At 36.0% G+C, this 25285-nt stretch carries 26 protein-coding genes; 18 read left to right on the top strand and 8 right to left on the bottom strand.

Going from position 1 to position 25285, the window contains the following annotated elements:
- Nucleotides 1–62: 62 nt before the first annotated feature.
- Together ACFCT9_RS07140 and ACFCT9_RS07135 are read right to left on the bottom strand one after the other, a co-directional pair.
- Nucleotides 63–1469 carry an ATP-binding protein gene (locus ACFCT9_RS07140; protein WP_412518126.1) on the bottom strand — a complete coding sequence of 469 codons (1407 nt, stop codon included), beginning with the start codon at nucleotides 1467–1469 and terminating at the stop codon, nucleotides 63–65.
- Nucleotides 1462–2136 (bottom strand): response regulator transcription factor, encoded by a 675-nt coding sequence (locus ACFCT9_RS07135; RefSeq protein ID WP_412518124.1) that lies wholly within the window; start codon nucleotides 2134–2136, stop codon nucleotides 1462–1464. The genes ACFCT9_RS07140 and ACFCT9_RS07135 overlap by 8 nt, the downstream gene beginning before the upstream one ends.
- 156 nt (nucleotides 2137–2292) lie before the next feature.
- Between ACFCT9_RS07135 and ACFCT9_RS07130 the strand changes: the two genes are divergently transcribed.
- Together ACFCT9_RS07130 and ACFCT9_RS07125 are read left to right on the top strand one after the other, a co-directional pair.
- On the top strand, nucleotides 2293–3351 hold the full coding sequence (locus tag ACFCT9_RS07130; RefSeq protein WP_412518122.1) for an ABC transporter permease: 1059 nt from the start codon (nucleotides 2293–2295) through the stop codon (nucleotides 3349–3351).
- Entirely contained in the window at nucleotides 3351–4040 is a 690-nt protein-coding gene (locus ACFCT9_RS07125) for an ABC transporter ATP-binding protein (RefSeq protein ID WP_412518120.1), read from the top strand. Before ACFCT9_RS07130 ends, ACFCT9_RS07125 begins: the two co-directional genes overlap by 1 nt.
- A gap of 164 nt (nucleotides 4041–4204) precedes the next feature.
- Here the strand turns inward: ACFCT9_RS07125 and ACFCT9_RS07120 are convergent, their stop codons facing one another.
- A complete protein-coding gene (locus ACFCT9_RS07120; RefSeq protein ID WP_412518118.1) occupies nucleotides 4205–5065 on the bottom strand; it encodes a YdcF family protein in 861 nt (286 codons plus the stop codon).
- A 295-nt stretch (nucleotides 5066–5360) separates the two neighbouring features.
- Here ACFCT9_RS07120 and ACFCT9_RS07115 point away from each other — a divergent pair, with 295 nt between their 5' ends.
- From ACFCT9_RS07115 to ACFCT9_RS07105, 3 genes are all read left to right on the top strand, one after another.
- Entirely contained in the window at nucleotides 5361–5819 is a 459-nt protein-coding gene (locus ACFCT9_RS07115; RefSeq protein ID WP_412518116.1) for a MarR family winged helix-turn-helix transcriptional regulator, read from the top strand.
- A gap of 311 nt (nucleotides 5820–6130) precedes the next feature.
- A complete protein-coding gene (locus ACFCT9_RS07110) occupies nucleotides 6131–7474 on the top strand; it encodes a TcaA second domain-containing protein (RefSeq protein ID WP_412518114.1) in 1344 nt (447 codons plus the stop codon).
- Nucleotides 7475–7639: 165 nt separating this feature from the next.
- Entirely contained in the window at nucleotides 7640–8863 is a 1224-nt protein-coding gene (locus ACFCT9_RS07105; protein ID WP_412518112.1) for a multidrug effflux MFS transporter, read from the top strand.
- Nucleotides 8864–8937: 74 nt separating this feature from the next.
- Here the strand turns inward: ACFCT9_RS07105 and ACFCT9_RS07100 are convergent, their stop codons facing one another.
- Nucleotides 8938–9492 (bottom strand): TetR/AcrR family transcriptional regulator, encoded by a 555-nt coding sequence (locus ACFCT9_RS07100; protein ID WP_412518110.1) that lies wholly within the window; start codon nucleotides 9490–9492, stop codon nucleotides 8938–8940.
- A gap of 128 nt (nucleotides 9493–9620) precedes the next feature.
- On the opposite strand from ACFCT9_RS07100, the gene ACFCT9_RS07095 reads away from it, so the two are divergent.
- Entirely contained in the window at nucleotides 9621–10265 is a 645-nt protein-coding gene (locus tag ACFCT9_RS07095; protein WP_412518108.1) for an HlyD family secretion protein, read from the top strand.
- A gap of 12 nt (nucleotides 10266–10277) precedes the next feature.
- Nucleotides 10278–12110, top strand: coding sequence for a DHA2 family efflux MFS transporter permease subunit (locus tag ACFCT9_RS07090; protein ID WP_412518106.1), 1833 nt, complete (start codon nucleotides 10278–10280; stop codon nucleotides 12108–12110).
- 130 nt (nucleotides 12111–12240) lie between these two features.
- Here the strand turns inward: ACFCT9_RS07090 and ACFCT9_RS07085 are convergent, their stop codons facing one another.
- Genes ACFCT9_RS07085 through ACFCT9_RS07075 form a run of 3 tightly spaced genes read right to left on the bottom strand, consistent with a single transcriptional unit; the run spans nucleotide 12241 to nucleotide 13843 of the window.
- Nucleotides 12241–12879: a hypothetical protein gene (locus ACFCT9_RS07085; RefSeq protein WP_412518104.1), complete on the bottom strand. Its 639-nt coding sequence runs from the start codon at nucleotides 12877–12879 to the stop codon at nucleotides 12241–12243.
- Nucleotides 12880–12938: 59 nt separating this feature from the next.
- Nucleotides 12939–13364: a hypothetical protein gene (locus ACFCT9_RS07080; RefSeq protein WP_412518102.1), complete on the bottom strand. Its 426-nt coding sequence runs from the start codon at nucleotides 13362–13364 to the stop codon at nucleotides 12939–12941.
- Nucleotides 13361–13843 carry a thioesterase family protein gene (locus tag ACFCT9_RS07075; protein ID WP_412518100.1) on the bottom strand — a complete coding sequence of 161 codons (483 nt, stop codon included), beginning with the start codon at nucleotides 13841–13843 and terminating at the stop codon, nucleotides 13361–13363. The genes ACFCT9_RS07080 and ACFCT9_RS07075 overlap by 4 nt, the downstream gene beginning before the upstream one ends.
- 148 nt (nucleotides 13844–13991) lie before the next feature.
- Here ACFCT9_RS07075 and corA point away from each other — a divergent pair, with 148 nt between their 5' ends.
- From corA to nrdG, 5 genes are all read left to right on the top strand, one after another.
- Nucleotides 13992–14939, top strand: a complete 948-nt coding sequence (gene corA / locus ACFCT9_RS07070; RefSeq protein WP_412518098.1) for a magnesium/cobalt transporter CorA — start codon at nucleotides 13992–13994, stop codon at nucleotides 14937–14939.
- Between the two features lie 94 nt (nucleotides 14940–15033).
- On the top strand, nucleotides 15034–16071 hold the full coding sequence (gene fni, locus ACFCT9_RS07065) for a type 2 isopentenyl-diphosphate Delta-isomerase (RefSeq protein WP_412518096.1): 1038 nt from the start codon (nucleotides 15034–15036) through the stop codon (nucleotides 16069–16071).
- Nucleotides 16072–16462: 391 nt separating this feature from the next.
- Complete coding sequence (locus ACFCT9_RS07060) at nucleotides 16463–16948, top strand: hypothetical protein (RefSeq protein WP_412518094.1); 486 nt, start codon at nucleotides 16463–16465, stop codon at nucleotides 16946–16948.
- A 408-nt stretch (nucleotides 16949–17356) separates the two neighbouring features.
- Complete coding sequence (gene nrdD, locus ACFCT9_RS07055; protein ID WP_412518092.1) at nucleotides 17357–19204, top strand: anaerobic ribonucleoside-triphosphate reductase; 1848 nt, start codon at nucleotides 17357–17359, stop codon at nucleotides 19202–19204.
- 2 nt (nucleotides 19205–19206) lie between these two features.
- Nucleotides 19207–19734 carry an anaerobic ribonucleoside-triphosphate reductase activating protein gene (gene nrdG, locus ACFCT9_RS07050; RefSeq protein WP_412518091.1) on the top strand — a complete coding sequence of 176 codons (528 nt, stop codon included), beginning with the start codon at nucleotides 19207–19209 and terminating at the stop codon, nucleotides 19732–19734.
- A gap of 71 nt (nucleotides 19735–19805) precedes the next feature.
- Here the strand turns inward: nrdG and ACFCT9_RS07045 are convergent, their stop codons facing one another.
- The gene (locus ACFCT9_RS07045) at nucleotides 19806–20426 is read right to left on the bottom strand and encodes a DNA-3-methyladenine glycosylase (protein ID WP_412518089.1); all 621 of its coding nucleotides are present in this window, start codon (nucleotides 20424–20426) and stop codon (nucleotides 19806–19808) included.
- A gap of 259 nt (nucleotides 20427–20685) precedes the next feature.
- Between ACFCT9_RS07045 and ACFCT9_RS07040 the strand changes: the two genes are divergently transcribed.
- The 6 genes from ACFCT9_RS07040 (at nucleotide 20686) to ACFCT9_RS07015 (ending at nucleotide 25190) form a co-directional block, all read left to right on the top strand.
- Entirely contained in the window at nucleotides 20686–21306 is a 621-nt protein-coding gene (locus ACFCT9_RS07040; RefSeq protein WP_412518087.1) for a DUF805 domain-containing protein, read from the top strand.
- Between the two features lie 79 nt (nucleotides 21307–21385).
- Nucleotides 21386–21889 carry a DUF805 domain-containing protein gene (locus ACFCT9_RS07035; protein ID WP_412518086.1) on the top strand — a complete coding sequence of 168 codons (504 nt, stop codon included), beginning with the start codon at nucleotides 21386–21388 and terminating at the stop codon, nucleotides 21887–21889.
- Nucleotides 21890–22031: 142 nt separating this feature from the next.
- Nucleotides 22032–22238: a helix-turn-helix transcriptional regulator gene (locus ACFCT9_RS07030; protein ID WP_412518084.1), complete on the top strand. Its 207-nt coding sequence runs from the start codon at nucleotides 22032–22034 to the stop codon at nucleotides 22236–22238.
- Complete coding sequence (locus ACFCT9_RS07025) at nucleotides 22231–22953, top strand: DUF3169 family protein (protein ID WP_412518083.1); 723 nt, start codon at nucleotides 22231–22233, stop codon at nucleotides 22951–22953. The genes ACFCT9_RS07030 and ACFCT9_RS07025 overlap by 8 nt, the downstream gene beginning before the upstream one ends.
- Nucleotides 22954–23068: 115 nt before the next feature.
- Complete coding sequence (locus ACFCT9_RS07020) at nucleotides 23069–23968, top strand: ABC transporter ATP-binding protein (RefSeq protein ID WP_412518081.1); 900 nt, start codon at nucleotides 23069–23071, stop codon at nucleotides 23966–23968.
- A complete protein-coding gene (locus ACFCT9_RS07015) occupies nucleotides 23961–25190 on the top strand; it encodes an ABC transporter permease (protein ID WP_412518079.1) in 1230 nt (409 codons plus the stop codon). The genes ACFCT9_RS07020 and ACFCT9_RS07015 overlap by 8 nt, the downstream gene beginning before the upstream one ends.
- Nucleotides 25191–25285: the final 95 nt, after the last annotated feature.

The following is a 25285-nucleotide window of genomic DNA, read 5'->3' as shown; positions in this document are numbered from 1 at the left end:
CAAATCAAAACCGCTTCAGTCAGATTAAGTTCTGATTCTGAAGCGGTTTTGCTTTGCATATATTATTCCAAAGTATTTGAACTTGGGATGTTGTCATCTTGTGATAACGGCATACTTAAAATAAAGGTACTGCCTTCGCCCAGTGTGCTTTCTACACGGATATCTCCACCGTGTAATCGCATGATCATTTGCGCAATGGCAAGGCCTAATCCATTACTGGTCGCAGAAGAATTGCCTTTATAGAAACGCTCGAACAGATGCTGCTGCATGGCGTCTGACATCCCTGGACCATCGTCAGAAATGCGACATATCATCGTCGTATCGTTTTCAGTATAGACATCAATATCTATACTGCCTTCTTGTTGTGTATACTTAATCGCATTGGTCAGTATATTGTTGAAGGCTTGATAAAGCAGACGATAATTACCTTTCACTGAAATAGGTTCAAGGTCAGTCATGATTAATAAGTCTTTTGCGTCAATCGCATACTGTTCATGACGTACCATTAATCGGATCATCTGAGTAATTTCTATGGTATCGTCGTAATCAAGGTGGTCATTATTATCTAATTCCGCAAGTAACAGTAACGCACGTGTCAGATTACTAAGGCGACTAGTTGTCGTATGGATTTCATCAATATAATATTGTCTCGTTTCTTCATCTTTTGCCTGGTTGAGCCGATCTAATAGTTGATGAATATGTGTTAACGGTGTCTTGATTTCATGTGAAACGTTTTGAACAAAGTGCTGACGCATGTCATCGAGTTGTTTGAGGGAAATACGCATTTGATCGAAACGATATTGCAAGGTACCTAATTCGTCATGACGTGTTGTTTTAATCGGTGTATTAAAGTCACCCTCCATTAAACGGTTGGTCGCATTTTTAAGTTGTGTGATGGGCTTGATTAACGTATAGGTTGAACTGATGATTAGTATCATCGCAATAATCAACAACAGCACAATCAATACAGCTAAGAATATACGGAATTCACTGAAAGATTTACCGATGTCTGGACGCATAAAGACAGCGACATTGCCATCTGGTGTGTTGAAACGTGTACCGACAGTATTATTGGTTTCATTATCAAAGAAGCCGGTCACAAAAAGCTGATAGGGATGATTTTTGATACCGTGATAATCATGTCCTTTTAATACACTTTGAATTGTTGCTTGTGTTAATGTGTCACGTCTGAAGTCTGCGCCATAAAAGGTTTTATGACCGGATTGATCGACTGTGACTAATTGGAAGTTCAGTTCGCTTAAATGTTTGAAGTAAGCTTTCATATTTGTGGTATGGGATTCTTTTTGATAGTTTTTAGCTTCTTGTAATGTAGTCATGATTTTATGGTCATTGGAAGGCTTCAAAGCCACATGATAGAGAACATTGGTCAAAATAAAACTCGCTAAAGCGCTGAGTAATAAAATGACAATGTTATAGACTGCAATACGTGTGTAAAGTGATTTAAACATGGACTTCCACCTTATAACCTAACCCTCTGACCGTTTCAATTGTGACATTACTGCCGATTTTCTTTAAGCGATTGCGCAGACGTCTAATATGTACATCAACCGTACGGTCATCGCCTTCATAATCAAAGCCCCATACACGTTCAATACATTCTTCTCTTGAAAATACTTGTTTCTCATGACTTGCGAGCAAGAACAGCAGATTAAATTCTTTATTCGGCAAGGTCATCGTTTTCGTTTCACAAGCTATTTCTAAATAAGATTGATTCAATTTTAAGTTGCCGATTTCTAATTCATTTTCGGCATTAATTTGGTAGCGGCGCAGTACGGCTTTAATTCGGAAGATGAGTTCTTGAACTTCAAAAGGCTTCGTGACATAGTCATCTGTTCCGGTCAAATAAGCTTCTTCTTTATCGCTCAAAGCATCGCGCGCAGTCAACATAATGACTGGCATGGCATAGGATGCTTTAATTTCATTACATAATTCAAAGCCGTCCATGCCATCCATCATGATGTCGATAATCGCAATGTCTGCTTGATGTGTTTCTAAATAGTTCAAGGCATCACGCGCATTAGAATGCGTGGATGTTTTAAAACCTTCACGTTCTAAATAGGACGATACATAATGAAGGATTTGATAATCATCATCGACAATGAGACAGGTTGTCATCCTTATCACTCCTTGTAATCATTTAGATTTAGTATACCTTTTGGTGCGACTGTGACACAAATATATCATATGAACGAAAAGTTTTAGTTTGTTCATATTGAGTTCATAATGTCTGCTTACAATATAAGTATCATAAAAGAAAAAGGAGTCAATAATATGAAGTTAGCATGGAAAGAAATCGTATTCTATAAATTTAAATATATCTTAATAATGCTGATTATCTTGTTACTGGCTAGCATGGTATTATTCATTAGCGGACTCGCACAAGGACTTGGACGCGAAAACATTTCTATGTTAGATAATATGAATGCTGAAAAATATGTCGTACAAGATATGAAAGATCCAGTCATTGAAAAATCAGCCCTTAAACCAAACGAGAAAAAAGACATTGAGAACATCACGAACGCAGAGCCGTTCCAAATCGGTATGCAGTCAATGAAAAGTGAGAATTCAAATGACTTAGACATCATGTTAATTAATCCAGGTAAAGATTTTAAACCAACTTTATCAGAAGGACATTATCCTAAAGCTGATAATGAAATCGTAATCAACAAAAAATTAACAGCTGATGGTGTCAAAAAAGGAGACACTGTTAAATTCAAAAATGGCGACAAAGAATACAAAGTTGTCGGTTTATTAGAAGACACAATGTATTCACACACATCTGCGGTTATGACAACAGGCAATACATTTGATAAACTAGTCCCTAAATCAGCAACATTCTATCCATTAAAAGATGTTTCAAAAGCAGATGAGAAAAAATTAAACGATACAAAAGGTGTAAAAGTTGTAACGCAAAAAGATTTAACTGACAATATTCCAAGTTACAATGCAGAACAAGCACCATTAAATATGATGATTGTTAGTTTATATGTGATTTCAGCAATTGTCTTAAGTGCATTCTTCTATGTCATGACAATTCAAAAAATCTCTGAAATCGGTATTCTTAAAGCAATCGGTATTAAAACAAGACACTTATTATCATCATTGGTATTCCAAATCTTACTTGTTACGATGATCAGTGTAGTTATTTCATTATTGATTATTAGCGGCTTAGGTATGATTATGCCAGTAAGTATGCCGTTCCACTTAACAGCTGGCAACATGCTGCTTGTTGTAGGAGTATTCGTAGTGGTTGCGATTATCGGTGCAGCACTATCATTCATTAAACTTGTAAAAGTTAATCCAATCGAAGCAATCGGAGGTGAAGGATAATGGGTTTAGAAGTTAAAGATATTACAAAATCATTTGGTACTGGCCAAGCTAAAACAGATGTTTTAAAAGGTGTAAACTTTGAAGTGAAAACCGGTGAATTCGTTATCTTGAGCGGTGCTTCAGGTTCAGGTAAATCTACGTTACTAACAATCTTAGGCGGTTTACAAGATTCAGATACAGGTAAAATCATCTATAATGGTGCGCCATTATTCACAAAAGATAAAACCAATTCAGATATGCGTTTAACTGAAATCGGCTTTATCTTCCAAGCATCACACTTAGTACCTTATTTAACAGTCCGTGATCAATTGACATTAGTAGGTCAAGAAGCGGGCATGTCTAAAAAAGATGCGAAAGCACGTGCAGAACAACTCCTTGATCAAATCGGATTAAAACATCGTTTAGATGCCTTTCCGTTCATGTTATCTGGCGGTGAAAAACAACGTGTTGCGATTATGCGTGCATTCATGAACAATCCTAAAATTATTTTAGCTGACGAACCAACAGCAAGTTTAGATGCACACCGTGCAACGGAAGTGACAGAAATGATCAGAGAACGTATCACAAAAGAAGATATGGTCGGTATCCTTATCACACATGATACAAGATTATTTGATTATGCAGACCGTGTGATTGACTTGTTTGACGGTAAAATCATTAATAAAAAAGATGACAGTGAACAAGTATAAAAGGGTATGAATAAACATGCGCTTCTAGTAAGCAATGACTGATTGCGTTAAATAGACATCATTATTAAGGGAATGATAATGATAAGAAAAAAGTTGAGGTTCAACCTAAATTAGGTCGAGCCTCAACTTTTTTATACATATAGTTCATATTTAAATGGAAAAGTTTAGTTTAAGTGAAAAAGTTTAAGCAAGATCGGATGTTTCATGAACATACTTACAATAAACAAGGTACCAAAATAAAGTGTTAGCAACAGTTTATAACAATACATCAAAGCGAAAAAGTCTCTGATAAGTGCCGTATCAAAAAATGGATAGGGTGTTCTGCTGCCTGCACCCACCGCATGCATGTTAAGTATTTGCGCAAATCTTAGGCCGCGTAAAACGTGGAACTGACTTGTGACAATCGCAATGTGTTTAAAAGCTTGGTTGTTAATCAGTTCCTTTGTATTATTTAAGTTCTCAAACGTACTATGCGATTGATCTTCTAAAATAATACGATCTTCAGGAATGTGTTGTTCAATCAAATATGCCTTCATGGCTTCAGCTTCTGAAACTTTGTCGCCTTCCCCCGTACCGCCGCTGACTACAATATAAGGCTTGCCGTGATGGTTTTGATATAAAGCAACGGCACGGTCTAATCGCCATGCCAGCATTTGAGTAACTTGGCTGCGATATAAGCCGGCACCTAACACGACAATCAAATCAATCGGTTCTGGCAGTACAACGAGACTAAATGCTGAAGACCAGCTTAAATAGTGCACTAACGCAAACAGTGTACTTAAGGTAATCCATCCAAGCCATAAGAACAGGGCATTTAAAACAGGTACAGGCATATAACTTAATAAGTTTAAAGCAAGTGCCAAGAATGTAACGGCTAACGCAAGACCTAATATTCTTGTGAAAAACATGCGTGCACTTCTCCAAACTAATATGGCACGATGCTTGCATAATAGCAGTAATGCGCCAATCAACGTTACACTTGCTAAGTCATAAGGCAGCGTATTTGTCATCAAATGAATCAGCAAGATGACAAATCCTATGACAAGTGTCATGAAAAAAGATTGTATGTTTAAAAAGCGGTAATGATTAAAATACAGATACACATAGCTGCATAAAATCAATAGGCTGAGTATAAGTGAAAGTATTAACATGATTAACCTCTATAATATAAATTTCCTGCTTTTAATATTACCCTATTTCTCCTTATGATACTTTAGATATGATATGATGAATTATACGGTTTGTTTAATATGTAGAAAAAAGAAGCGTTCTTATTCTGAGAGCCCATCAGAAATTTCTATAGTTATGAAGGAGAAGAGCATGAATAACATTGAACAACATACACAATTTATGGCCATGTTCATTGAAGACATTAATAACCTTATGGCAAATCTATTAAACGGCTTGCGTAAGGAATATCACATTTCAATCGAACAATCTCAAGCCTTATTTTTACTTGCTAATAATAAAGCTTTAACACTGTCTGAAATCACAGAGAAACAAGGTGTCAATAAAGCAGCTATCAGTCGCAGAATTAAAAAACTGATCAACCTTGACTTAGTGGAACTTGTAAAACAAAACGAAAATGTAGACCAACGTCTGAAGTATGTAAGATTAACAGACAATGGACGTGCTTATATAGAACGTACGAAAGTTATTGTAAATGATGTTTCTACCTACTTGCTTCAAGATTTATCCAGTAAACAAGTTGAAGAAACGGCAGAAAACTTAAATATTATCGATAAACGTATTAAAGAATACATTACTAAAATTCGATAAGAAAGACGTTAAAAATCGGTACCTTATCAAAGTGTGCCGATTTTTGTCATACATACTATTAAATTAAGACTTAAGGCTAAATACTGATATAAATTTGGCTTAGAGTCTATTATAATAGAACTATCTGAATGATTTTGCGGGTAAAACACGGTTTTGGATTTACATTTTAGTCCAATACCTGTAAAATTTGTGCGGGTTCAATAAAAATATTTTAAATCAATCGTTATTTTTACATAGAAAATTAAGTTAACCTCAATATTTCCTGGGAAATGTAAGGCGTATTGAAATTCTTGAAAAGAGGTGAATCGTCAATGGCGCAATCCGAAAAGCCGGATGCTAAAGACAGCAATCTAGCACGTGAACAACGTATGCGGACAAATCAGAATCTACGTAGAATGGTGCCGTGGGGTATTGGTATTTTTATTATTATCTTATTAATTATTCTGTTTTTCTTGTTAAGAAACTTCAATACACCAGAAGCACAAGCTCAAATTTTAGCAAATGCGGTTAAGAATAATGATACACAGCGTATTGCAACAATTTTGAGTACGCGGGAAAATAAAGTAAGTACATACGAAGCGGAAACCTATATTAAATATATTAAAAGTGAGATAGGTCAAAATAAATTTGATAAAGAACTGCAAGAAACGATACGCAATATCGATCGTAATGATAAAGATGCAAGTTATATCAAAACACCAGATGGCAATAAGATATTGCGCATCACTAAAAATGGCCGTCGTTTCATCTTCTTTGACAACATCAGTTTTACGACGATTACAAAGAAACCCATTGTTAAACCTAAAACAAAAACGACGTATATTTTCAGAGCAGACGATCGTAAACGTAAAGTGATTGCAGAAGCGAATGAAGCAACGATGCTGGGTCATTTTATTCCGGGTAATTATAAAATTCCAGCAACTAAAGAAACATCTAACGGCAAGTTCAGCGGTTATTTAACGTTCTCATTCAAAAACAGCAGTAGTGAAGCGGTCGATGTACATGAAGCATTCCCTGAAGCGAATTTGAACATCAAATTAGATGGTGCGAGCAAATTAGAAGGCAAACATACAAAAGTCAAAATTAATAAAAAATCATACAACTATGATCACACACGTTTATATGGTCCTTATCCTGTGACAGATGAAATTGAGGTTTCAGCACAAGGCAAAGTCAAAGGCAAAACGTTTGAATCAGACAGCGTTAAAATTTATCCAAATGAATTAAAAGAGAATACACCTGTCACACTGCATTTCGAAAAAGATAAAATTGAAAAGTATGTAGAAGACAAGGAAAAGGAAGAAAACAGTTTGAAAAATAAACTGTCGCGCTTCTTTAATAAATATTCATCTGCTGTCAACGAGGCGAATACGACGAATAACTTTGCGAGTGTTTCTCCATTTTTAAAAACTGGAACAGACAATTATAAACAGACACAGCAATTAATTCAATCAGGACAAGGTACGGCGTCTTTTTACCAAACGCCCCAAGTTGTTGATGTGACAACTGAAGGGGCACATGTCTACGCGGATGTATTAACGTTAAATGATCAAGGTGTATGGGTTGAAACCACCTATAAACTTGTAGATGATCATCATAAATCAGGTCAATTGCCGAAATCGGACAACTTGAAAATCATCAGTGCTACATCATAAACACAACTCCTTTTTATCTCATGGATAGAGAGGAGTTTTATTTTCATTTGAAGGTTGGGATTTTGTTTATTTGAAATACTGTTTTATTTTCATTGTATTATTTTGTATCTCGGTATAACATGAGGATAATAATGGAAACGTTTAGAGAGAAAGAAGGGATTGTTTGTGCATCAAGGACATACATATCAAAAGCGGCCGCCTATATTTTTAATCATTATATTAGGCGCACTGACAGCTATCGGTGCATTATCAATCGATATGTTTTTGCCGGGGTTGCCGCAAATTACATCAGACTTTGATACAACTGCATCTGCAGCACAATTAACACTGACTTTATTCATGGTCGGTTTAGCATTCGGCAACTTGATAATGGGACCTTTATCTGATGCGTATGGCAGAAAGCAACCTTTAATTATAGTGATGGTCATTTATACGATCGCAAGTATTGGGATTGTCTTCTCAGCGAATATTACGATGATGATCAGTTTACGTCTCGTTCAAGGGTTATGTGCAGGCGCAGCAGCGGTTATATCACGTGCGATTGCGAGTGATATGTATCATGGTAAAGCATTAACCAAGTTCTTGGCAGTTTTAATGCTGGTAAATGGGGTAGCACCGGTGATTGCGCCAGCACTCGGCGGACTGATCTTAATCTTTTCAACTTGGCATATGGTCTTTATCATCTTAACGGTATTCGGAATTTTTATGGTGGTTAGTACTGCGTTTCGTGTACCAGAATCTTTAAGCAAGCAAGCGCGCGAGCCGGCGGATATTAAATCTATTCTCATTCAATTCAAACGCTTGCTGAAGCGTCCGAAATTTGTCTTGCCGATGCTGCTTCAAGGAATGACGTTTGTGATATTGTTCAGCTATATCTCAGCTTCGCCATTTATTACCCAACGTATCTATACCCTGTCACCGCAAGCATTCAGTATTATGTTCGCAGTGAACGGTATTGGATTGATTATTTCATCTCAGCTATCTGGGAAATTAGTGGATTACTTTTCACCCTTAGCAATTATGCGCGGTTATACATGGGTTCAACTGGTTGGGGTCGTTATGATTTCAATCGTACTGATTTTTCATTTGCCGATTTTCTTTTTATTTATCGCTTTCTTTGTGTTAGTCAGTCCGGTAACTGGTATTGCGACACTGGGCTTCTCTGTTGCGATGGATGAACGTACAGGCGGCGGTGGCAGTGCATCGAGTCTGCTTGGCCTCGTACAAACTTTAATCGGTGGCATCAGTACACCGTTAGTCGGTTTGATGGGAGAAGAGAGTTATATCCCTTATTTAATTATTATCTATAGTGCAGCCATTGTTTTGATTTTGTTGCATATGATTACTGCGAAAGTCTTTGCGACGCATCCATCAGACAATGAAGCATAAACGTAAAATCATAGATAAGCTTTTCAAGCATCATAAAAGAGGAAGTGCCTTACTATTAGGGCCTTCCTCTTTTATTATGGTTGTTGTCTCATTTTAATTGTATTCACAAGCATTGTTTGTGCCATCGCTTCAGGTGCTTCTTGACAATGACGTCTTAACCAAGTGTGAATCACACCTAATTGTCCTCCGATTAAGTAATGTGAAAAGTATACTTTATCTACAACGCGTGTAAAGTCATTTAATAATTTTTCATAAGATTCATAAGTAAAGTTCATGAATTTATAAATGACATCCTTTTGTGGGTGTGTCACAAAGATGGCGCGGAAGAAGCGTTGAAATCGATAAATATACCTGAAGATAATTCGAAAGAATTGGAGTAACTTTTGATTATCTTTTTTGATAGCTTCGAAATTTTGATAAACAATATACATAAATTTTTGATAACGCTTCATATGATAGGACTGTATCTGCGCATACAAATCATATTTATCTTGGAAATAGGCATAAAAGGTTGAACGGTTAATCCCACTGAATGCGCAAATCATTTTTATAGTGATTTCTTCTAATGCACAATCTTCCATAAGATGGATGGTACTTTTAAATATTTTGATTCGAGCACTTTCTTTCATCTGTGGCACCTCTTCTAAACGCTTATTTGTTGTCCGACACATTTAAAAAAAGTGTTGGTGTTTTTTTGCGTCACATGTCTTTATACTATTAAAAGTGACTTTGAAAAGCAAATAGGAGGAAAGAATATATGAAGAAATTAATCATTATAAATATTGTGACTATCGTCGTGCTTGTATTAATCGGCATCGGCGGATTTTACTATTACAATCAAGCAACAAGTTTTATTAAAACAGATAACGCGAAAGTAGATGGCCAACAAATTAAAATTGCGAGTCCTGTTTCAGGGAAAGTAGAATCATTTGATGGCAAAGAAAACAAATACTATAAAAAAGATGAACAAATTGCTGAAGTAGCAGGTAAAGGAGAAGATGGCTCTCCGCAAAAAATGGATATTAAAATGCCTCAAGCCGGTACAATTGTTAAAACAGATGCCCAAGAAGGCGGTATGGTTCAAGCGGGTTCTCCAATGGCATACGCGTATAATTTAGATGATTTATATATTACAGCTAATGTAGACGAGACAGACATCGGCGATGTGGAAAAAGGTAAAAAAGTGGATGTTAAAATTGACGGTCAAGATTCAAAAATGAAAGGTAAAGTAGAACAAGTTGGTAAAGCGACAGCTTCAAGTTTCTCTTTAATGCCTTCATCTAATAGCGACGGCAACTATACTAAAGTATCACAAGTCGTACCTGTGAAGATTTCACTTGAAAATGCACCGGCAAAATCAGTCGTTCCAGGTATGAATGCTGAAGTAAGTATTCATAAGTAAGGAGGTCAATCTATGACACTTGCTTTAATTATATATATTGTCGTTGCATTACTGATTGTCGTGTTGATCAATGTTTTCTTGAGAAAACGCAAAACATCGCAATCAGTTCGTCAACCTAAACCCACGCATATCAAACAAAATAATGAACCCTCACGATTTAAAGCGAGCGATTTAGAAACACAACCTGAATCTACAGAGGATTCAAACGTGAAACACGCACACTCAGATGATACGAACGCTGCGTCAGCATATGAACAAGACACTACAGAGAATCAAGAAACAAAAGATACAGCACAACAACCGCAAGGTGATTCTGTGATGTATCGATTCGGTAAAGGTGCGACACGTAATAAAGTGCTCGCAGCTATGTTATTTGGGATGTTTATTGCGATTTTAAACCAAACTTTATTAAACGTTGCCTTGCCGAAAATCAATAGTGATTTTAATATTACTGCTTCAACTGGACAATGGTTAATGACTGGTTTTATGTTAGTAAATGGTATTTTAATTCCAGTCAGTGCGTTTTTATTTGACCGCTTTTCATATCGCAAGTTATATCTCTTTTCACTTGTGATCTTTACCTTAGGCTCATTAGTCTGCGGTATCGCAACGAACTTCCCAATTATGATGACAGGTCGTGTATTACAAGCGGCGGGTGCAGGCATATTAATGCCGCTCGGTTCTAATGTGATTATGACCATCTTCCCGCCTGCTAAACGTGGTATGGCCATGGGTGTCATGGGTGTTGCGATGATCTTAGCACCTGCAATCGGGCCGACTTTATCTGGTTATATCGTTCAAAATTATCATTGGAACATTATGTTCTACGGTATGTTCTTTATCGGTATTGTGGCGATTGTTGTCGGGTATTTCGGGTTCAAAATTTATCAACATACTGCACAACCGAAAGCGGATGTACCAGGTATTATATACAGTACCTTAGGCTTTGGCGCATTATTATATGGCTTTAGTGAAGCAGGTAATGCAGGTTGGGGTTCAACGGAAATTGTTGTTTCATTTACCATCGGTACGATTTTTATTATTTTATTTGTACTTAGAGAGTTACGCATGAAAATGCCGATGTTGAATTTTGAAGTCTTGAAGTTTCCAACCTACACGTTAACAACTTTAATTAATGTCATCGTCATGATGAGTTTATATGGCGGTATGTTGTTATTGCCGATTTATTTACAAGATTTACGTGGCTTTACGGCCATTGATTCCGGGTTGTTATTATTACCAGGTGCGTTAGTCATGGGACTGTTAGGTCCAGTTGCCGGGAAATTATATGACATGATTGGTATTAAACCACTCGCAATCTTCGGTATCGGGGTCATGACGTATGGTACTTGGGAACTGACACATTTAACTATGGATACACCTTATGCGCATATTATGGGAATTTATGTGCTGCGTTCATTTGGTATGGCATTTATCATGATGCCGATTATGACTGCAGGTATGAATGCATTACCTGCACGCTTAATTTCACATGGTAATGCCTTAGTGAATACGTTACGTCAATTAGCAGGTTCAATTGGTACTGCGATACTTGTCACTGTGATGACCACACAAACGACGGAACATATGAACACATTTGCGCAAGATTTAGATAAAACAAACCCAGCTATTCAAGATCAAATGAAGGAAATGGCTATGCAATTTGGCGGCCAAGAAGGTGCGATGAAAGTCATTATGACCTTCTTAAATAAACTTGCGACGGTTGAAGGTGTGAATGATGCGTTCTGGATTGCGACAATATTCAGTGCGATTGCACTCTTCTTAAGCTTCTTTATTCAAAGTAAGAAGAAAGCAGATCAATTTGCGCAAGAACATGATCATTAGTAAGTATTTAGTTTCATAGGATTTGTAAGCGACAGTTGATGCTGTCGCTTTTTTAATACAATTCGTTAGCGTTATGGGAGTTTTAACATAAAAAAGCAACAACTCTAGGCGAGCTGTTGCGGTTTTAATGCTATTTAATTCGCACACGACGGTTTCTGAAGAATAAGCTGATAAAGAGTAAGCCGAAACAACATGCGAGCAATACAGTCGCATTACTTAAAGCTTCACCCGTGACTAAAATTTTGTCAGGTGCAAGATTAATAAAGTATTGTTGTAATGTTTCTGATACACGTTTCGCTGTTTCTTCAACGATATAAGTCAGACCGAATGGAATCGCAAACATGATGGCGATCAAAATCATATTGACAATTTTAATCGCAGTACGATTGAAAATGAGTGTTAAAACCGTCAAAATCAAGCTGAGAATTCCAGCGAAGAAGAAAGCGTAAAATGCCAGTTTCAATTTACTGATGTTTTCTTGCAGATGACTGAGTTGTGTTAAATCAATATTTTGACTTGAGATGTTATGAAGTGTCTCTTGGAAGTTCAAGATTTGTGAGAAACGTATCGGTTCATTTACAAGTAAAATATTGAATATCGGTTCTTTCAACATACTGTACATCGAGATTATCGTTAGAATCAAAACGATGATTTGGATGATTAAACTGACGTAAGAACGTTTCTTTTTCGGTGCGAAATACTGGCCGCGTTGAAGCGGTACTCGGTCTAACGGTGCTTTATCAGCCCGTCTTAAATTATTTTGAGCCATTGTGACCCAATACCTCCCTTTAAAGAAAGAAGAACAGAATGATTTATATATTCTTAAAACTAATCTTCTGACTGTATTATATTTATTTTATCACTGATGACTTGAATCACATAGTACTTTCCTTGAGTTTCGTAGAGTTGTGCTAACGTCAGCCCTTCATTGTAATAGGCTTGATGTGCAGGTTGATTTGATGGCATGTTCATGTGCAGTTGTTCTCGCTTAGCTTCTAAAGCTTGTTTTGAACTTTCAATTAAAGCGAGAATGTCATGATCATTTTCTGCAGCATTGATTTGATTTTGAAGCGAATCAATCATTTGGCGTTTGCCTTGAATCACCGCATGCATGATACCGCGTTCAAATAGTTTATAGTCAGGACCTTTAGTCACATTATCTTTGAGCTGATTGAGTTCGCTGAGTTCAGCTTTGACGTCATCGTTTAAATCTAATAGCGTGAATTGAAGTTGTTCGTGCAGTACTTGGCTCATTGGGATGCTCCTTTTTGAGGTATTTCAATACGATGTCCCAATTGTTTGGGCCATTCGACTTTAGGTTGTGTGTTGAAATAGGTTTCAACATTTTGCATGAAAGTTTGAGGGAAGGCAGCCGACTTCTCAGTTTCACGGTCTATACCCATCATCATTTGTTCATTCGTTGCGACAATATTACCGTGTTCATTACGCATGATTAAAAAGAAATGCAGGCGTTTATAGTCATAATTGTAGAGATGGATATCGATTTGATAATGATCACTAAGTTTAAGTTGAGATAGGAAAGTAGTGTGTTCTTCGATAGTAAAAATTGTATAGTTTAACTGTTTGCGTTCTTCTAATGACAGTCCGTTATTATAATTGAATTCATTTGTTGCTTGGCTGAACGCTTCATTATATTGTGAATCATGCATATGCTGATTATGGTCAATCATAGATTTTTCAACTGTTCCTGTTATTGTAAATAGATTGGTCATAGTAGGACTCCTTTACAGATTATTATATTTATTTATCATGTTTGATTCTCATATTCGTTCAAAATATACATATCTTTGAGGATAACTTCAAACATACGACATACTAAAAATGATAAACTAATTGCATGACATTAGGGGAGGAAAATACATGAGTATGTCTATAAACTATCAGACCCGTGCGCATGGCTTCAAAAAAGTTGAAGATAAGCGTGATATTCCGTCAGGCGCAACGGTCATCTGGTATGATTTTAATGAACCGACTGAACAAGAAAATAAATTTTTAGTCGATAACTTTGATTTTAACCCGTTAGAGGTTGATGATACAATACACGCCAACCCAAGAGCAAAGTATAAAAACTATGGAAACTATCAAAACGTCGTGTTCCATCGGCTCTTAGAGGATAATTATCAAGTTGAAGTATTAAACATCTTTATTAAAAATAATATTCTCGTGACCTATCATCATCAACAAATTGATGAAATCGAGGCAGTTTACAAGAAAGTTACGACGCAATTCGATAAAGATTTAGACTGCGATGATATCGTGCTTTATATTTTAGACCATATTGTGGATGAATATTTCTACCATGTAGAAAAGATATCAGATAAAGTATTCATGTTTGAAGATGAACATGGCGGAGAGCGTACAAATAAATATATGATGGATGATCTCTTTGATTTACGGTCTGATATTATCAAGTTGAATCGCATTATTATGCCGATGAAAGAATTGATTGATACATTACACTATTCGAGTGCACTTGTGAAAGATGAAAGACATCGCATGTATATTCAACATATTAAAGATCATATTGTGAAAGAAGAAAGTATGTTGAGAACAGCGCAAGATATTACGAAAGAAATCAGGGATAATTTTGAATCCTATACGACATATAGAATGAACCATGTCATGCAGATTTTGACGATTGTTTCTATGATCTTCATGCCATTAACTTTGTTAGCTGGTATATATGGTATGAACTTTGAATACATGCCTGAACTCAAATGGCATTATGGCTACTTTATTTGTTTAGGATTGATGGTGGTTATCACGCTATGGTGTATTTGGTTCTTCAAACGTAAAGATATGCTTTAGACTGAGGCTGGAAATGAATATAAAAACTGGAATGAACGACGGTTGATTGATACACTAACACTAATACATGAAAGAAAAGAAAGTAGGAAAGACAATGAGCGACTCTAAAAGGGAACAACGAAAAGATGATCACGTAAAAATTGCGATGGCGCAATCAGACCCGAAGTTAACGGACTTTGATCGTGTAAGATTTGTACATCATTCCATTCCAAGTGTGGATGTAGACCAAGTGGATTTATCAGTTAAATTGCCAGATTTTGATTTAAGTTCACCGCTATATATTAATGCGATGACAGGCGGCAGTGAATGGACAAAACAAATTAATGAGAAACTAGCGGTAGTTGCGAGAGAAACAGGACTTGCGATTGCGGTAGGTTCTACACACGCTGCTTTACGAAATCCGAAAACTGCAGATTCATTCAACATTGTGCGAGAAAAGAATCCTGAAGGTATCTTATTCAGTAATGTCGGCGCAGATGTTCCGGCAGATTTGGCTAAGAAATCAGTAGAGATGTTAAATGCGAATGCCTTGCAAGTTCATGTCAATGCACCGCAAGAATTGGTTATGCCTGAAGGTAATCGTACGTTCTCAAATTGGATGGAAAACTTAAGTTTAATCGTTGAAACAGTCAATGTACCGGTTATTGTTAAAGAAGTCGGCTTTGGGATGAGCAAAGAAACAATCGCAGCTTTATATGATATCGGTGTACGTTATGTAGATGTCAGCGGTCGCGGCGGTACGAACTTTGTGAATATTGAAAATGAACGTCGTGACTTAAAAGATATGTCTTATCTTCAAAATTGGGGACAATCTACGGTTGAGTCTTTATTAGAAAGCCAGTCACTCCAAAATCAAATGACTGTGTTTGCGAGCGGCGGTGTACGCAATCCATTAGATGCGGTGAAATGTATCGCATTGGGTGCGGATGCAGTTGGAATGTCTCGACCTTTCTTAGAACAAGTTGAACATATTGGCATTACGCAAACTGTGGAATATGTAGAAGCTTTTCTTGAACAAATGAAACGCATTGCGACGATGTTAGATGCGTCAAATATTCAAGAACTGCAACAAACTTCTGTGATTCTTGATCAAGAATTACAGAATTGGATAGAACAACGTGGTTTAAAATAGAAAAAATGATTCAAAATATGAGTCAGAAAACATACAAAAATAAGTGAGAATATAAGGAGAGCGGTTCAACTGGTAGAGTGTTGAACCGCTTTTTTAGTAACAAATTGGTTTTGGTATAGGCAATCACGAAGAGCTGGACCTTAAGTCCATGGGCTCTGGCAACGCTTACACTTATTATAGAACATTAATTTGCACAAAGCAATTAGTTAATTGGAAAATGATAGGTTGTACAAAATGAAATGATTAGCAACTATCAAAATCTATGATGAGTTTTATTTAATACATATACGAAACATTTTGACATAAATATGTATTGATTCAATCCTTCTAAGTGAAATGTCCACGTTGTATTATATAAGTATATAAATTCTCTGTCGAAGGGGGTCAGGGAGTGAGACCTAGTTATCCGCAATTCAAAGAAACCGTGTTGATAAATCCGACATCACCAGTCATTGAACCATTTTTATACTACTATGATAAAAATCAACATCACATCTCAGGACTACACTTCAGTATAGATACTGAGTTAAATAACTGGCATGTTTCTCTCGAAAATAATATCAACACGAATATTATTACAGCTGATCATTCATTTATGGTTGATTGTGCTGATAATAATATGAAGTATCATTTGGTTGTCATAACAGCTGAGACAAACACCGCTGCAATTATTGAAGTCAATAACGTATTACGTATGGAGTTGAATCATCCAGCAACAAAATATCTATACGATATTACTGACTATGTGCATAGCGGCGAGAATTATATATACACTGCTTGTTTAAATCGTCAACTTACTCAGCGCAATATGCATTGTTTTCAAGCAGATTGCTGTTTTCTTGAAAGTTATATCTTAAAAGAAAATACTGGCCAGTAGCATGTCTCTTGAATGTTGCATGACTTTAAAATGTTCTACTAGCGCCTGATAATCATCCATGAAGTATTCCATATATTGTAATTAACGAAGTAAATAAAAACACTTAGTAGAATGTTTTGCAAGAGTATTGACAGTTATGTTCGTTTAACTCCAATGAGCGTAATGTGATGGTTTAAATAAGCAAATTAAAATGATTCTTGTACTTAAAAATGAGTGTAGGCCTTTATCTATAATTTAGATAAAGGCTTTTTATATCCTATGAAAAAGAGTCGCTTGAAATACGCTATTCAAAATTAAGCCATAAGATTTTGACATCTCTGTTAACAGTTGGGTTATCCTCTTCTAAAATCTATATATTGTGGTAACTTAATATTTAGAACACAAGATATAGTAGAAAAGGGGAATTCTATGTTGAAACTAGAAGAAAGTTTAAGTCGATTAATTAGTAAAGATCCAACAGTTGTTAATGAAAATGCGAATAAAGATAGTGAAACATTTACAACGATGCGTGACTTGACTGCAGGTGTCGTTTCTAAATCATATGCGTTAGAACATTTATTGCCTAAACATGTGGCAGAAGCGCATTTAAATGGCGATATTCATTTCCATGATTTAGATTATCATCCATTCCAACCCTTAACAAACTGCTGTTTAATTGATATTAAAGGTATGTTAGAAAGAGGATTTGAAATTGGCAATGCGCAAGTAGAGTCACCGAAATCAATCCAAACTGCCACTGCACAAATCGTTCAAATTATCGCGAATGTCTCAAGCAGTCAATATGGTGGTTGTACGGTTGATCGTATTGATGAAGTGTTAAGTCAATATGCACAATGCAATGCGCAAAAGCATCGTGAAATCGGAAAGAAATTTGTGTATCCTGATCAATTAGAAGATTATGTTCGAACACAAACTGAAAAAGATATTAAAGATGCGATGCAAAGTTTAGAATATGAAATTAACACATTATATACATCTAATGGACAAACACCTTTTGTAACTTTAGGTTTTGGCTTAGGCACAGATACATACAGTCGGATGATTCAAAAGGCTATTTTAAAAACGCGTATTCAAGGCCTAGGACATCATCATGTGACAGCAATTTTCCCAAAATTGGTTTATTCAATTAAAAAAGGGGTTAATTTTGCGCCAAAAGATATCAACTATGATGTGAAACAATTAGCGCTTGAATGTTCGACTAAACGTATGTATCCAGACATTTTAAACTATGACAAAACAGTTGAAATTTTAGGGGATTTCAAGGCGCCAATGGGATGTCGTTCTTTCTTGCCTGCATGGCAAAATGACAAGGGCGAGAATGAAAACAGCGGCCGTTGTAATTTAGGTGTTGTCACATTGAACATTCCACGTATTGCGATTGAAACAGAAGGAGACCTTGCGGCGTTTTGGAGATTACTTGATGAACGTATGACATTGATTCATGATGCGTTAGTCTATCGTATTCAACGCATTCAATCTGTTATCCCCAATAATGCGCCGATACTTTATAAAAGCGGTGCTTTCCATAAACGCTTGAATGAAGATGACAATGTGGTGGACTTATTCAAACATAAACGTGCTACCATCTCTATGGGTTATATTGGCCTTTATGAAGCAGCCACAATCTTTTATGGCCCTAATTGGGAAACGAATCCTGAAGCGAAAACATTCACTTTAGATATTTTAAGACGTATGAAAGATTTCCAATATCAATGGACAGAGGATTATGATATCTTCTTCAGCTTATACAGTACACCTAGTGAATCATTGACAGATCGTTTCTGCCGTTTAGACACAGAACGTTTTGGCTTAATTCCTAATATTACAGATAAAGGTTATTACCAAAATTCATTCCATTATGATGTACGTAAAGCTGTGTCTCCTTTTGAAAAACTTGATTTCGAGAAAGACTATCCGTTCCTCGCAAGCGGCGGCTATATTCATTATTGTGAGTATCCGAAATTGACACATAATACAAAGGCGTTAGAAGCAGTATGGGACTATTCATATGATAAAGTCAGCTATTTAGGTACAAATGCGCCAATTGATAAATGCTATGAATGCGGTTTTGACGGTGACTTTAAAACTACAGCACATGGCTATGAATGTCCGCATTGCGGTAATCATAATCCTGACACAGTAGACGTGGTTAAAAGAACATGCGGTTACTTAGGCAATCCAGTTCAAAGACCAACGATTGAAGGGCGTCATAAAGAAATAGCGGCACGTGTGAAACATATGAAAGGAAACGAATAACGATGTTATATGCACAAGTTGAAACAGGACAAGGGTATCTCGCAAAAATTGAAGAGGAGTCATTTGTGGATGGTGAAGGGGTCAGATGCAGTGTATATGTATCAGGATGTCCATTTGCGTGTGCAGGTTGTTATAATGTTGCGGCACAAAAATTTAAATATGGTACACCGTTTACAGATGATACTTTAACGCATATCCTTGATGCTTGTGCACCAGATTACATTGCAGGATTAAGTTTGTTAGGCGGCGAACCATTTTGTAATGTAGATATCATCCAACCGTTAATAGAGGCTTTCAGAGCTCGCTTTGGACATACAAAAACGATTTGGGTCTGGTCTGGCTTTATGTTTGAGAATTTAAAACATAACACACAAGCACGCAGACAAATCTTAAACCAAATTGATGTTTTAGTAGATGGTCCATTTGTGCAACAACTCTATCAACCGGGTCTAGCCTTTAAAGGATCATTGAATCAACGTGTCATCAATGTACCATTATCTCTACAAGCGAATACAATTATAGAAATTTGAAAAAAGTGGTTTCTCCTAAATAAAAGGAGAACCACTTTTTTATATGAAACACATTATTAAATTGCGCTCGTTTATTCGCTAGCTTTCCAAGTTTCATGCGCAGGTTTCATATCTGATTTACGCATGCGTGAAACATACGGATTGCCTGCTACTGTAAAGCGTAAAGGTTTATGTGTCCATTCACCTTTGTTTGGGATACCAACACGCGGACCTTCGACAATTTCAACGGGATAACGGCGATGTTCGGTATCTATAGTCAATGGGCCTTCATTTAATTTAAAGCCGTCTAAGTCCATTGACATATTAAAGGCACGTGTCCATTTGCCTGGTCCATTCGTTAATTCTATACCATCTTTACCATTTCGATTCTCTCTCATTTGATCAGTAATCGTTTCAGGTTCTATCGCACGAATCAACACACCTTGAGCAGTACCTTTGGGCTGTGTCACAAAGTTGATTAAGAGATGTGTATGCATGACATGCGCATAAATCGTGCCGCCATCTTTATACATGGATTGTACACGCGGTGTATTACGTCCATTATAGCTATGCGCAGCTTGGTCAATATCACCTAAATAAGCTTCAGTTTCAACGATGTAACCTGAAAAAGTTTGTTCGCCATCATTGAATTGTACTTTGACGCCTAACAAATCACGTGCGATTTCCTCAGTAGGACGATGAATAAAATCCATGATTTTCCTCCTCATCTAATTGATACAGTACTTTCTATTTTACGTAAAGAAAACACAGAATGACAATGTTATGTTTAAGCATACACTTTAAAGACTTTGTAGATTGTGTAAAGTTTGGAAATGGTATGCTAATTTTACTGTAAATCTGTTAAAATTAAAAAGAATAGTTTTGAATAACTATTACCTTTTAAAAGATTTAAATAAGAAGTTGTAATACATAAAAGTATCGTAAATTAGTAAGTAAGAGAGGAGGAAGGATATGATACGACGCGTTAGGTTTTTAGAAGCGTTTAAACTTTTCTGGAAGAATTATGCTAATTTTAAAGGAAGGTCGACACGCGCGGAATATTGGTTTGTGGCGTTATGGATGTTGATTTTATATGCGCCTTTAACCTTTGTCATGATTTTGGGAACCATTTTTTTAGTTGGAGGAGCAGCAGTTGATTCTGGTGAGCTGGCATTTATGGGTCTCATTTTATTCTTTATTTGTATGTTAGTTTACTTGTTATTTGCTATAGCAACTTTTATTCCTGCATGGGCCATAATGATTAGACGTTTTCATGATACTGGCAGAACAATGGTAATTCCGATTGTTATGTTCGTATTAAGTATTGTGATGAACGTGTTGAATTTTGTCATTAATAGTGATGCATCAACACAACTGACATTTGTTGGAATAATGTATTTAATCTTCAGCTTGGTTTATCTAGGATTATGGATATATGTGATTGTAGTACTATGTCTGCCGAGTCAAGATAAGGATAATAAGTACGGACGCATTCCATATGTACATCACATCAATCGCTCAGACTCTCATACATCTCATGCTCAATCGACAAAAGGTAATATGATCAATCATGATTCAGGTTCTGAAGTTTAAGTTAGCGGAGATTTGATGGGAAGAATATCTATTAGGAATAGTGTTCACATCGAATTCTAATGAATGGAGGAATAATACAATGCAAGAACAACAAAAAAAGAGTGTAGGATTTGTAGAAGCCTTTATTTTATTTTGGAAACGCTACTTCGATTTTAAAGGCAGATCACGTCGTTCAGAGTTTTGGTTTATGGTGCTTTGGACAATGATTATTCAAATTCCATTGAATGGACTTGATGCCTTATTAGGTTTAAATCAAAATTTTGACAACATATCATTTGGATTCACAACGGTTTATGAAATCGCAAGTTTTATCCCATGGATTGCTTTGCTTTCTAGACGTTTCCATGACACTGGCAATACAATGGTGGTCCCAATCATCTATGTGGCGATACTATTCATAGAACGTATCCTATCATTTGTAGATTTAGGAGAAAATACTTTAAGTCTGATTATTCATTCGGTTATCACTATTGGTGAACTTGTCTTTACGATTTATGTGATTGTTGTAGGTGTACAAAAATCACAAGAAGGACAAAACAAATATGGTCCAGAACCTATCGGACAGCGTTATAGAACAGCATAAAACCCAATATATAAATCATAATAAAGACGATACTTTTAAGTTGAAGTATCGTCTTTTTGTTTAGGATATGTGTCAAGTTGACTAATATACTTGTCAAAATGACTATTATCATATAGTATATGAGTTAACGGAGGTCAGGCTCATGAAAACACGATTAAAAGAACTGCGGGCACGAGATGGCTATAATCAAACGCAACTTGCCAAAAAAGCAGGCATTTCTCGGCAGACTGTCTCATTAATTGAACGGAATGAATTTATGCCTTCCGTTTTAACAGCTGCAAAAATTGCACGGATATTCGGAGAACGTATTGAAGACATTTTTATTTTTGAGGAGGAGGACTATGAGTAATAGCAAAAAGAACTGGAAATATGCCGGGAAGATTGCGTTAGGTGGACTATTTGGCGCATGTATCAGTCTATATTTCAGCTCACTGAGTAGTCACTCAAGATTACAATTCTTTGGACCAAATGAAACCATCCTTTCAACAGCGATAACGTTATTTTTGTCAATAGTTGTTGGCATTGTAATGATTCGTCAGTTATCTCAAGCGAAGCATTTCAAACAGTTATCGGAAGAAGATGAAACATTAGCTGATCATTATGATGCACAAGCCAATCAAAAGCAATTTTATGCTTCGATATTAAATCACGCTGGACTGTTCGTTGTGCTTTTGAACATCATTATCGTAACCATTTTTAAAACGAGTGATAATCATTGGGGAATTACGGTTATTCCATTTTTAGTCACATCTATTTTTAGTGTGTGGTATCAAATTTATTTACCTAAATTAGACGAAAGAATGCCTAAACCGAATGATGAGCATTATGTAGATAAATTGATTGAAGCGATGGATGAAGGAGAAAGATATATTACATTTTCATCATTATATAAGTTATTTCAATTCAATTTAACAGCATTTATGGTGATTATTTTATTTTTAGCATTCTACTCAGCAATAACAGGTCAGTCTCAAACATTAGCGTTAATCCTATTGTTTATGGCATTCGTCTATAATATTGTTTTTTATTACGCAAAAATCTATAAGTATTATAAAAGCAGATGATTGTAAAGAATTTGTGAAATTAATATGAATAATAGGATTTTAAAAGAAGTATGCAATAAAATAAATAATAATAATTAGGAAATGCACTAAAATCAAAGAAGAGGAGTGATGGAGTATGGCGTTAGTTTTACAAGATGTAACGAAACAATATGGTGAAAAGACCGTCGTCAATGATATTTCTTTAACACTTGAAAAAGGCAAAATGTTAGGTTTTCTAGGACGTAACGGTGCAGGTAAGACCACAACGTTCCGCATGATTTTAGGACTTACACCTTTAACGCAAGGCACAGTTACATATAATGGTGAGAAGATGGGTGAACATATGTTTAACCAAGTCGGTTACTTGCCGGAAGAACGTGGATTGCATCCAAAGATGAAAGTCGCAGATGAATTACGATATCTTGCGACATTAAAGGGGATGTCGAAAAAGGACTTTAATCAAGCATTAAACTATTGGTTAGAACGCTTTGAGATTACTGAGAATAGAGATAAAAAAATCGAATCGTTATCTAAAGGTAACCAACAAAAAATCCAACTGTTAGCCAGCTTGATTCATAAACCAGAGTTGTTGATTTTAGATGAACCTTTTAGCGGATTAGATCCAGTGAACGTAGAATTATTGAAATCTGCGGTTAAAGATTTGAACGAACAAGGGACAACGATAATTTTCAGTTCACATCGTATGGAGCATATTGAAGAACTATGTGACGACATCTGTATTTTGAATCATGGAGATTTAGTGTTGCAAGGGGATATTCAATCTATTAAAGATCAATTTGATATGAAGAAAATTGTTATCGAAACGGAAAATCCTTTAGAAGAGTTAGATGAAGTTGAAGGTGTGACACGTGTGGAACGTGCAAAACGGATGATTACAGTATCTGTAGAAAATCAAGAAGCGGCCAAACGGGTCTTTGATGTCGTAGCACAGCACGGCTTTGTGAAACGATTCCAAGTGCTAGAGCCTTCAATACAAGATATCTTTATTCAACAGGTAGGTGATATTCATGAATAAGTTTTTAGCAACGTTTAATCTGACGTATAAGAATAAAGTGAAATCACGCGCATTTATCATTATGACTGTTATTTTAGCAGTGATTATTATTGCGGCAGCTAACTTAAACAAGATTATCGACTTATTTGACAATGGTCCGGATAAAATCGGTATTGCATCGAATGAACCGCACATTGCGCAGATGGTCAAAGCACAAAGTAAACATATTGAGGACAAAGGTACAGAATTTAAAATCTTATCTAAAGAAAATGCGTTAAAAGAAGTTAAGAATGAAAAGTTAGATAAAGCTTATATTATTGAACTGTCAGGCCAACAAATTAAAGGTGAAGTCGTAGGTAAAGATGCACCTTCAGATGAAAGTGTTCAAAAATTAGAAAGTATTTTAACACCTATTCAAACACAAGCAGTCGCACAACAAATGAATCTAAGCTCAAAAGAGCTTTCTGATCTACAACAAAAAAGTAAAGTGACTTCAAAAGCAATCGGTAAAAATGGTGCAGAGACAACGAAAAGTAATAAATTCCTCAATTGGATTATTTTATATGCAGGAATTATGTTGATGTTCATTGTGATTATGAACTATGCCAATCAAGTGGCAATGGAAGTTGCGACTGAAAAAACATCACGAGTGATTGAAATGGTTATCACAAGTATTTCACCTGTTAAACATATCTTGGCTAAAATTGCGGCAATGATTTGTGTGGCTTTCACACAAGTTCTGATTTTAGTCATCATAGGCGCTGCAGCATTGTATTTCTCAGATGCGAAAGACTTAATGAAACAATTTGATATGACGATGACACCGACGACAACAAGATTGATTATTGTTGGTGTACTGTCTATTATTATCGGGGTTGTTTCTTATACAGTACTAGGTACGATTTTAGGTACTTTAACAACGCGTATTGAAGATTTAAACCAAGCAGTGATGCCGATGACAGTCATCAGTTTAATCGCATTTTATATTGCGCTGTTCAGCATGAATAACCCAGATATGCCATTCACAAAGATAGCAAGTTTCATTCCATTATTATCACCTTACTTATTATTTGTACGTGCTTCGACTCCAAATATAGAGTCATGGGAAATTATTGTCAGTATGGCATTATCCGTAGCATTTTTAGTGTTATTAGTTTGGGTTGCGGTGAAGAGTTATCGTGATTCAGTTTTAACGTTTGATAAGAATATCTTTAGAGCGTTGAAACGCGCACTTAAAAAATAATCGTGTCAATCTTTATAAAAAAGTTTCTAAATGGCGTGTGCTTTGCTAGATTCTATCTAGTAAAGCACGCGCCTTATTGTTAAAATATAAGGTAA

The sequence above is a fragment of the Staphylococcus simulans genome, from assembly GCF_047037175.1.
In the GTDB taxonomy this organism is placed as follows: domain Bacteria; phylum Bacillota; class Bacilli; order Staphylococcales; family Staphylococcaceae; genus Staphylococcus; species Staphylococcus simulans_C.
Note: the sequence above shows the minus strand (reverse complement) of the source record. Positions and strands in the feature narration are given on the sequence as shown.

What these genes read in the sequence shown, in the direction of transcription:
- ACFCT9_RS07020 (WP_412518081.1), top strand. Translation starts at nt 23,069, where the DNA reads ATGGCGTTAGTTTTACAAGATGTAACGAAACAATATGGTGAAAAGACC.
- ACFCT9_RS07035 (WP_412518086.1), top strand. Translation starts at nt 21,386, where the DNA reads ATGCAAGAACAACAAAAAAAGAGTGTAGGATTTGTAGAAGCCTTTATT.
- ACFCT9_RS07085 (WP_412518104.1), bottom strand. Translation starts at nt 12,879, where the DNA reads ATGGCTCAAAATAATTTAAGACGGGCTGATAAAGCACCGTTAGACCGA.
- fni (WP_412518096.1), top strand. Translation starts at nt 15,034, where the DNA reads ATGAGCGACTCTAAAAGGGAACAACGAAAAGATGATCACGTAAAAATT.
- nrdG (WP_412518091.1), top strand. Translation starts at nt 19,207, where the DNA reads ATGTTATATGCACAAGTTGAAACAGGACAAGGGTATCTCGCAAAAATT.
- ACFCT9_RS07115 (WP_412518116.1), top strand. Translation starts at nt 5,361, where the DNA reads ATGAATAACATTGAACAACATACACAATTTATGGCCATGTTCATTGAA.
- ACFCT9_RS07030 (WP_412518084.1), top strand. Translation starts at nt 22,032, where the DNA reads ATGAAAACACGATTAAAAGAACTGCGGGCACGAGATGGCTATAATCAA.
- ACFCT9_RS07125 (WP_412518120.1), top strand. Translation starts at nt 3,351, where the DNA reads ATGGGTTTAGAAGTTAAAGATATTACAAAATCATTTGGTACTGGCCAA.
- ACFCT9_RS07135 (WP_412518124.1), bottom strand. Translation starts at nt 2,136, where the DNA reads ATGACAACCTGTCTCATTGTCGATGATGATTATCAAATCCTTCATTAT.
- ACFCT9_RS07110 (WP_412518114.1), top strand. Translation starts at nt 6,131, where the DNA reads ATGGCGCAATCCGAAAAGCCGGATGCTAAAGACAGCAATCTAGCACGT.
- ACFCT9_RS07040 (WP_412518087.1), top strand. Translation starts at nt 20,686, where the DNA reads ATGATACGACGCGTTAGGTTTTTAGAAGCGTTTAAACTTTTCTGGAAG.
- ACFCT9_RS07075 (WP_412518100.1), bottom strand. Translation starts at nt 13,843, where the DNA reads ATGACCAATCTATTTACAATAACAGGAACAGTTGAAAAATCTATGATT.
- nrdD (WP_412518092.1), top strand. Translation starts at nt 17,357, where the DNA reads ATGTTGAAACTAGAAGAAAGTTTAAGTCGATTAATTAGTAAAGATCCA.
- ACFCT9_RS07095 (WP_412518108.1), top strand. Translation starts at nt 9,621, where the DNA reads ATGAAGAAATTAATCATTATAAATATTGTGACTATCGTCGTGCTTGTA.
- ACFCT9_RS07015 (WP_412518079.1), top strand. Translation starts at nt 23,961, where the DNA reads ATGAATAAGTTTTTAGCAACGTTTAATCTGACGTATAAGAATAAAGTG.
- ACFCT9_RS07080 (WP_412518102.1), bottom strand. Translation starts at nt 13,364, where the DNA reads ATGAGCCAAGTACTGCACGAACAACTTCAATTCACGCTATTAGATTTA.
- ACFCT9_RS07140 (WP_412518126.1), bottom strand. Translation starts at nt 1,469, where the DNA reads ATGTTTAAATCACTTTACACACGTATTGCAGTCTATAACATTGTCATT.
- ACFCT9_RS07090 (WP_412518106.1), top strand. Translation starts at nt 10,278, where the DNA reads ATGACACTTGCTTTAATTATATATATTGTCGTTGCATTACTGATTGTC.
- ACFCT9_RS07130 (WP_412518122.1), top strand. Translation starts at nt 2,293, where the DNA reads ATGAAGTTAGCATGGAAAGAAATCGTATTCTATAAATTTAAATATATC.
- ACFCT9_RS07100 (WP_412518110.1), bottom strand. Translation starts at nt 9,492, where the DNA reads ATGAAAGAAAGTGCTCGAATCAAAATATTTAAAAGTACCATCCATCTT.
- ACFCT9_RS07045 (WP_412518089.1), bottom strand. Translation starts at nt 20,426, where the DNA reads ATGGATTTTATTCATCGTCCTACTGAGGAAATCGCACGTGATTTGTTA.
- corA (WP_412518098.1), top strand. Translation starts at nt 13,992, where the DNA reads ATGAGTATGTCTATAAACTATCAGACCCGTGCGCATGGCTTCAAAAAA.
- ACFCT9_RS07025 (WP_412518083.1), top strand. Translation starts at nt 22,231, where the DNA reads ATGAGTAATAGCAAAAAGAACTGGAAATATGCCGGGAAGATTGCGTTA.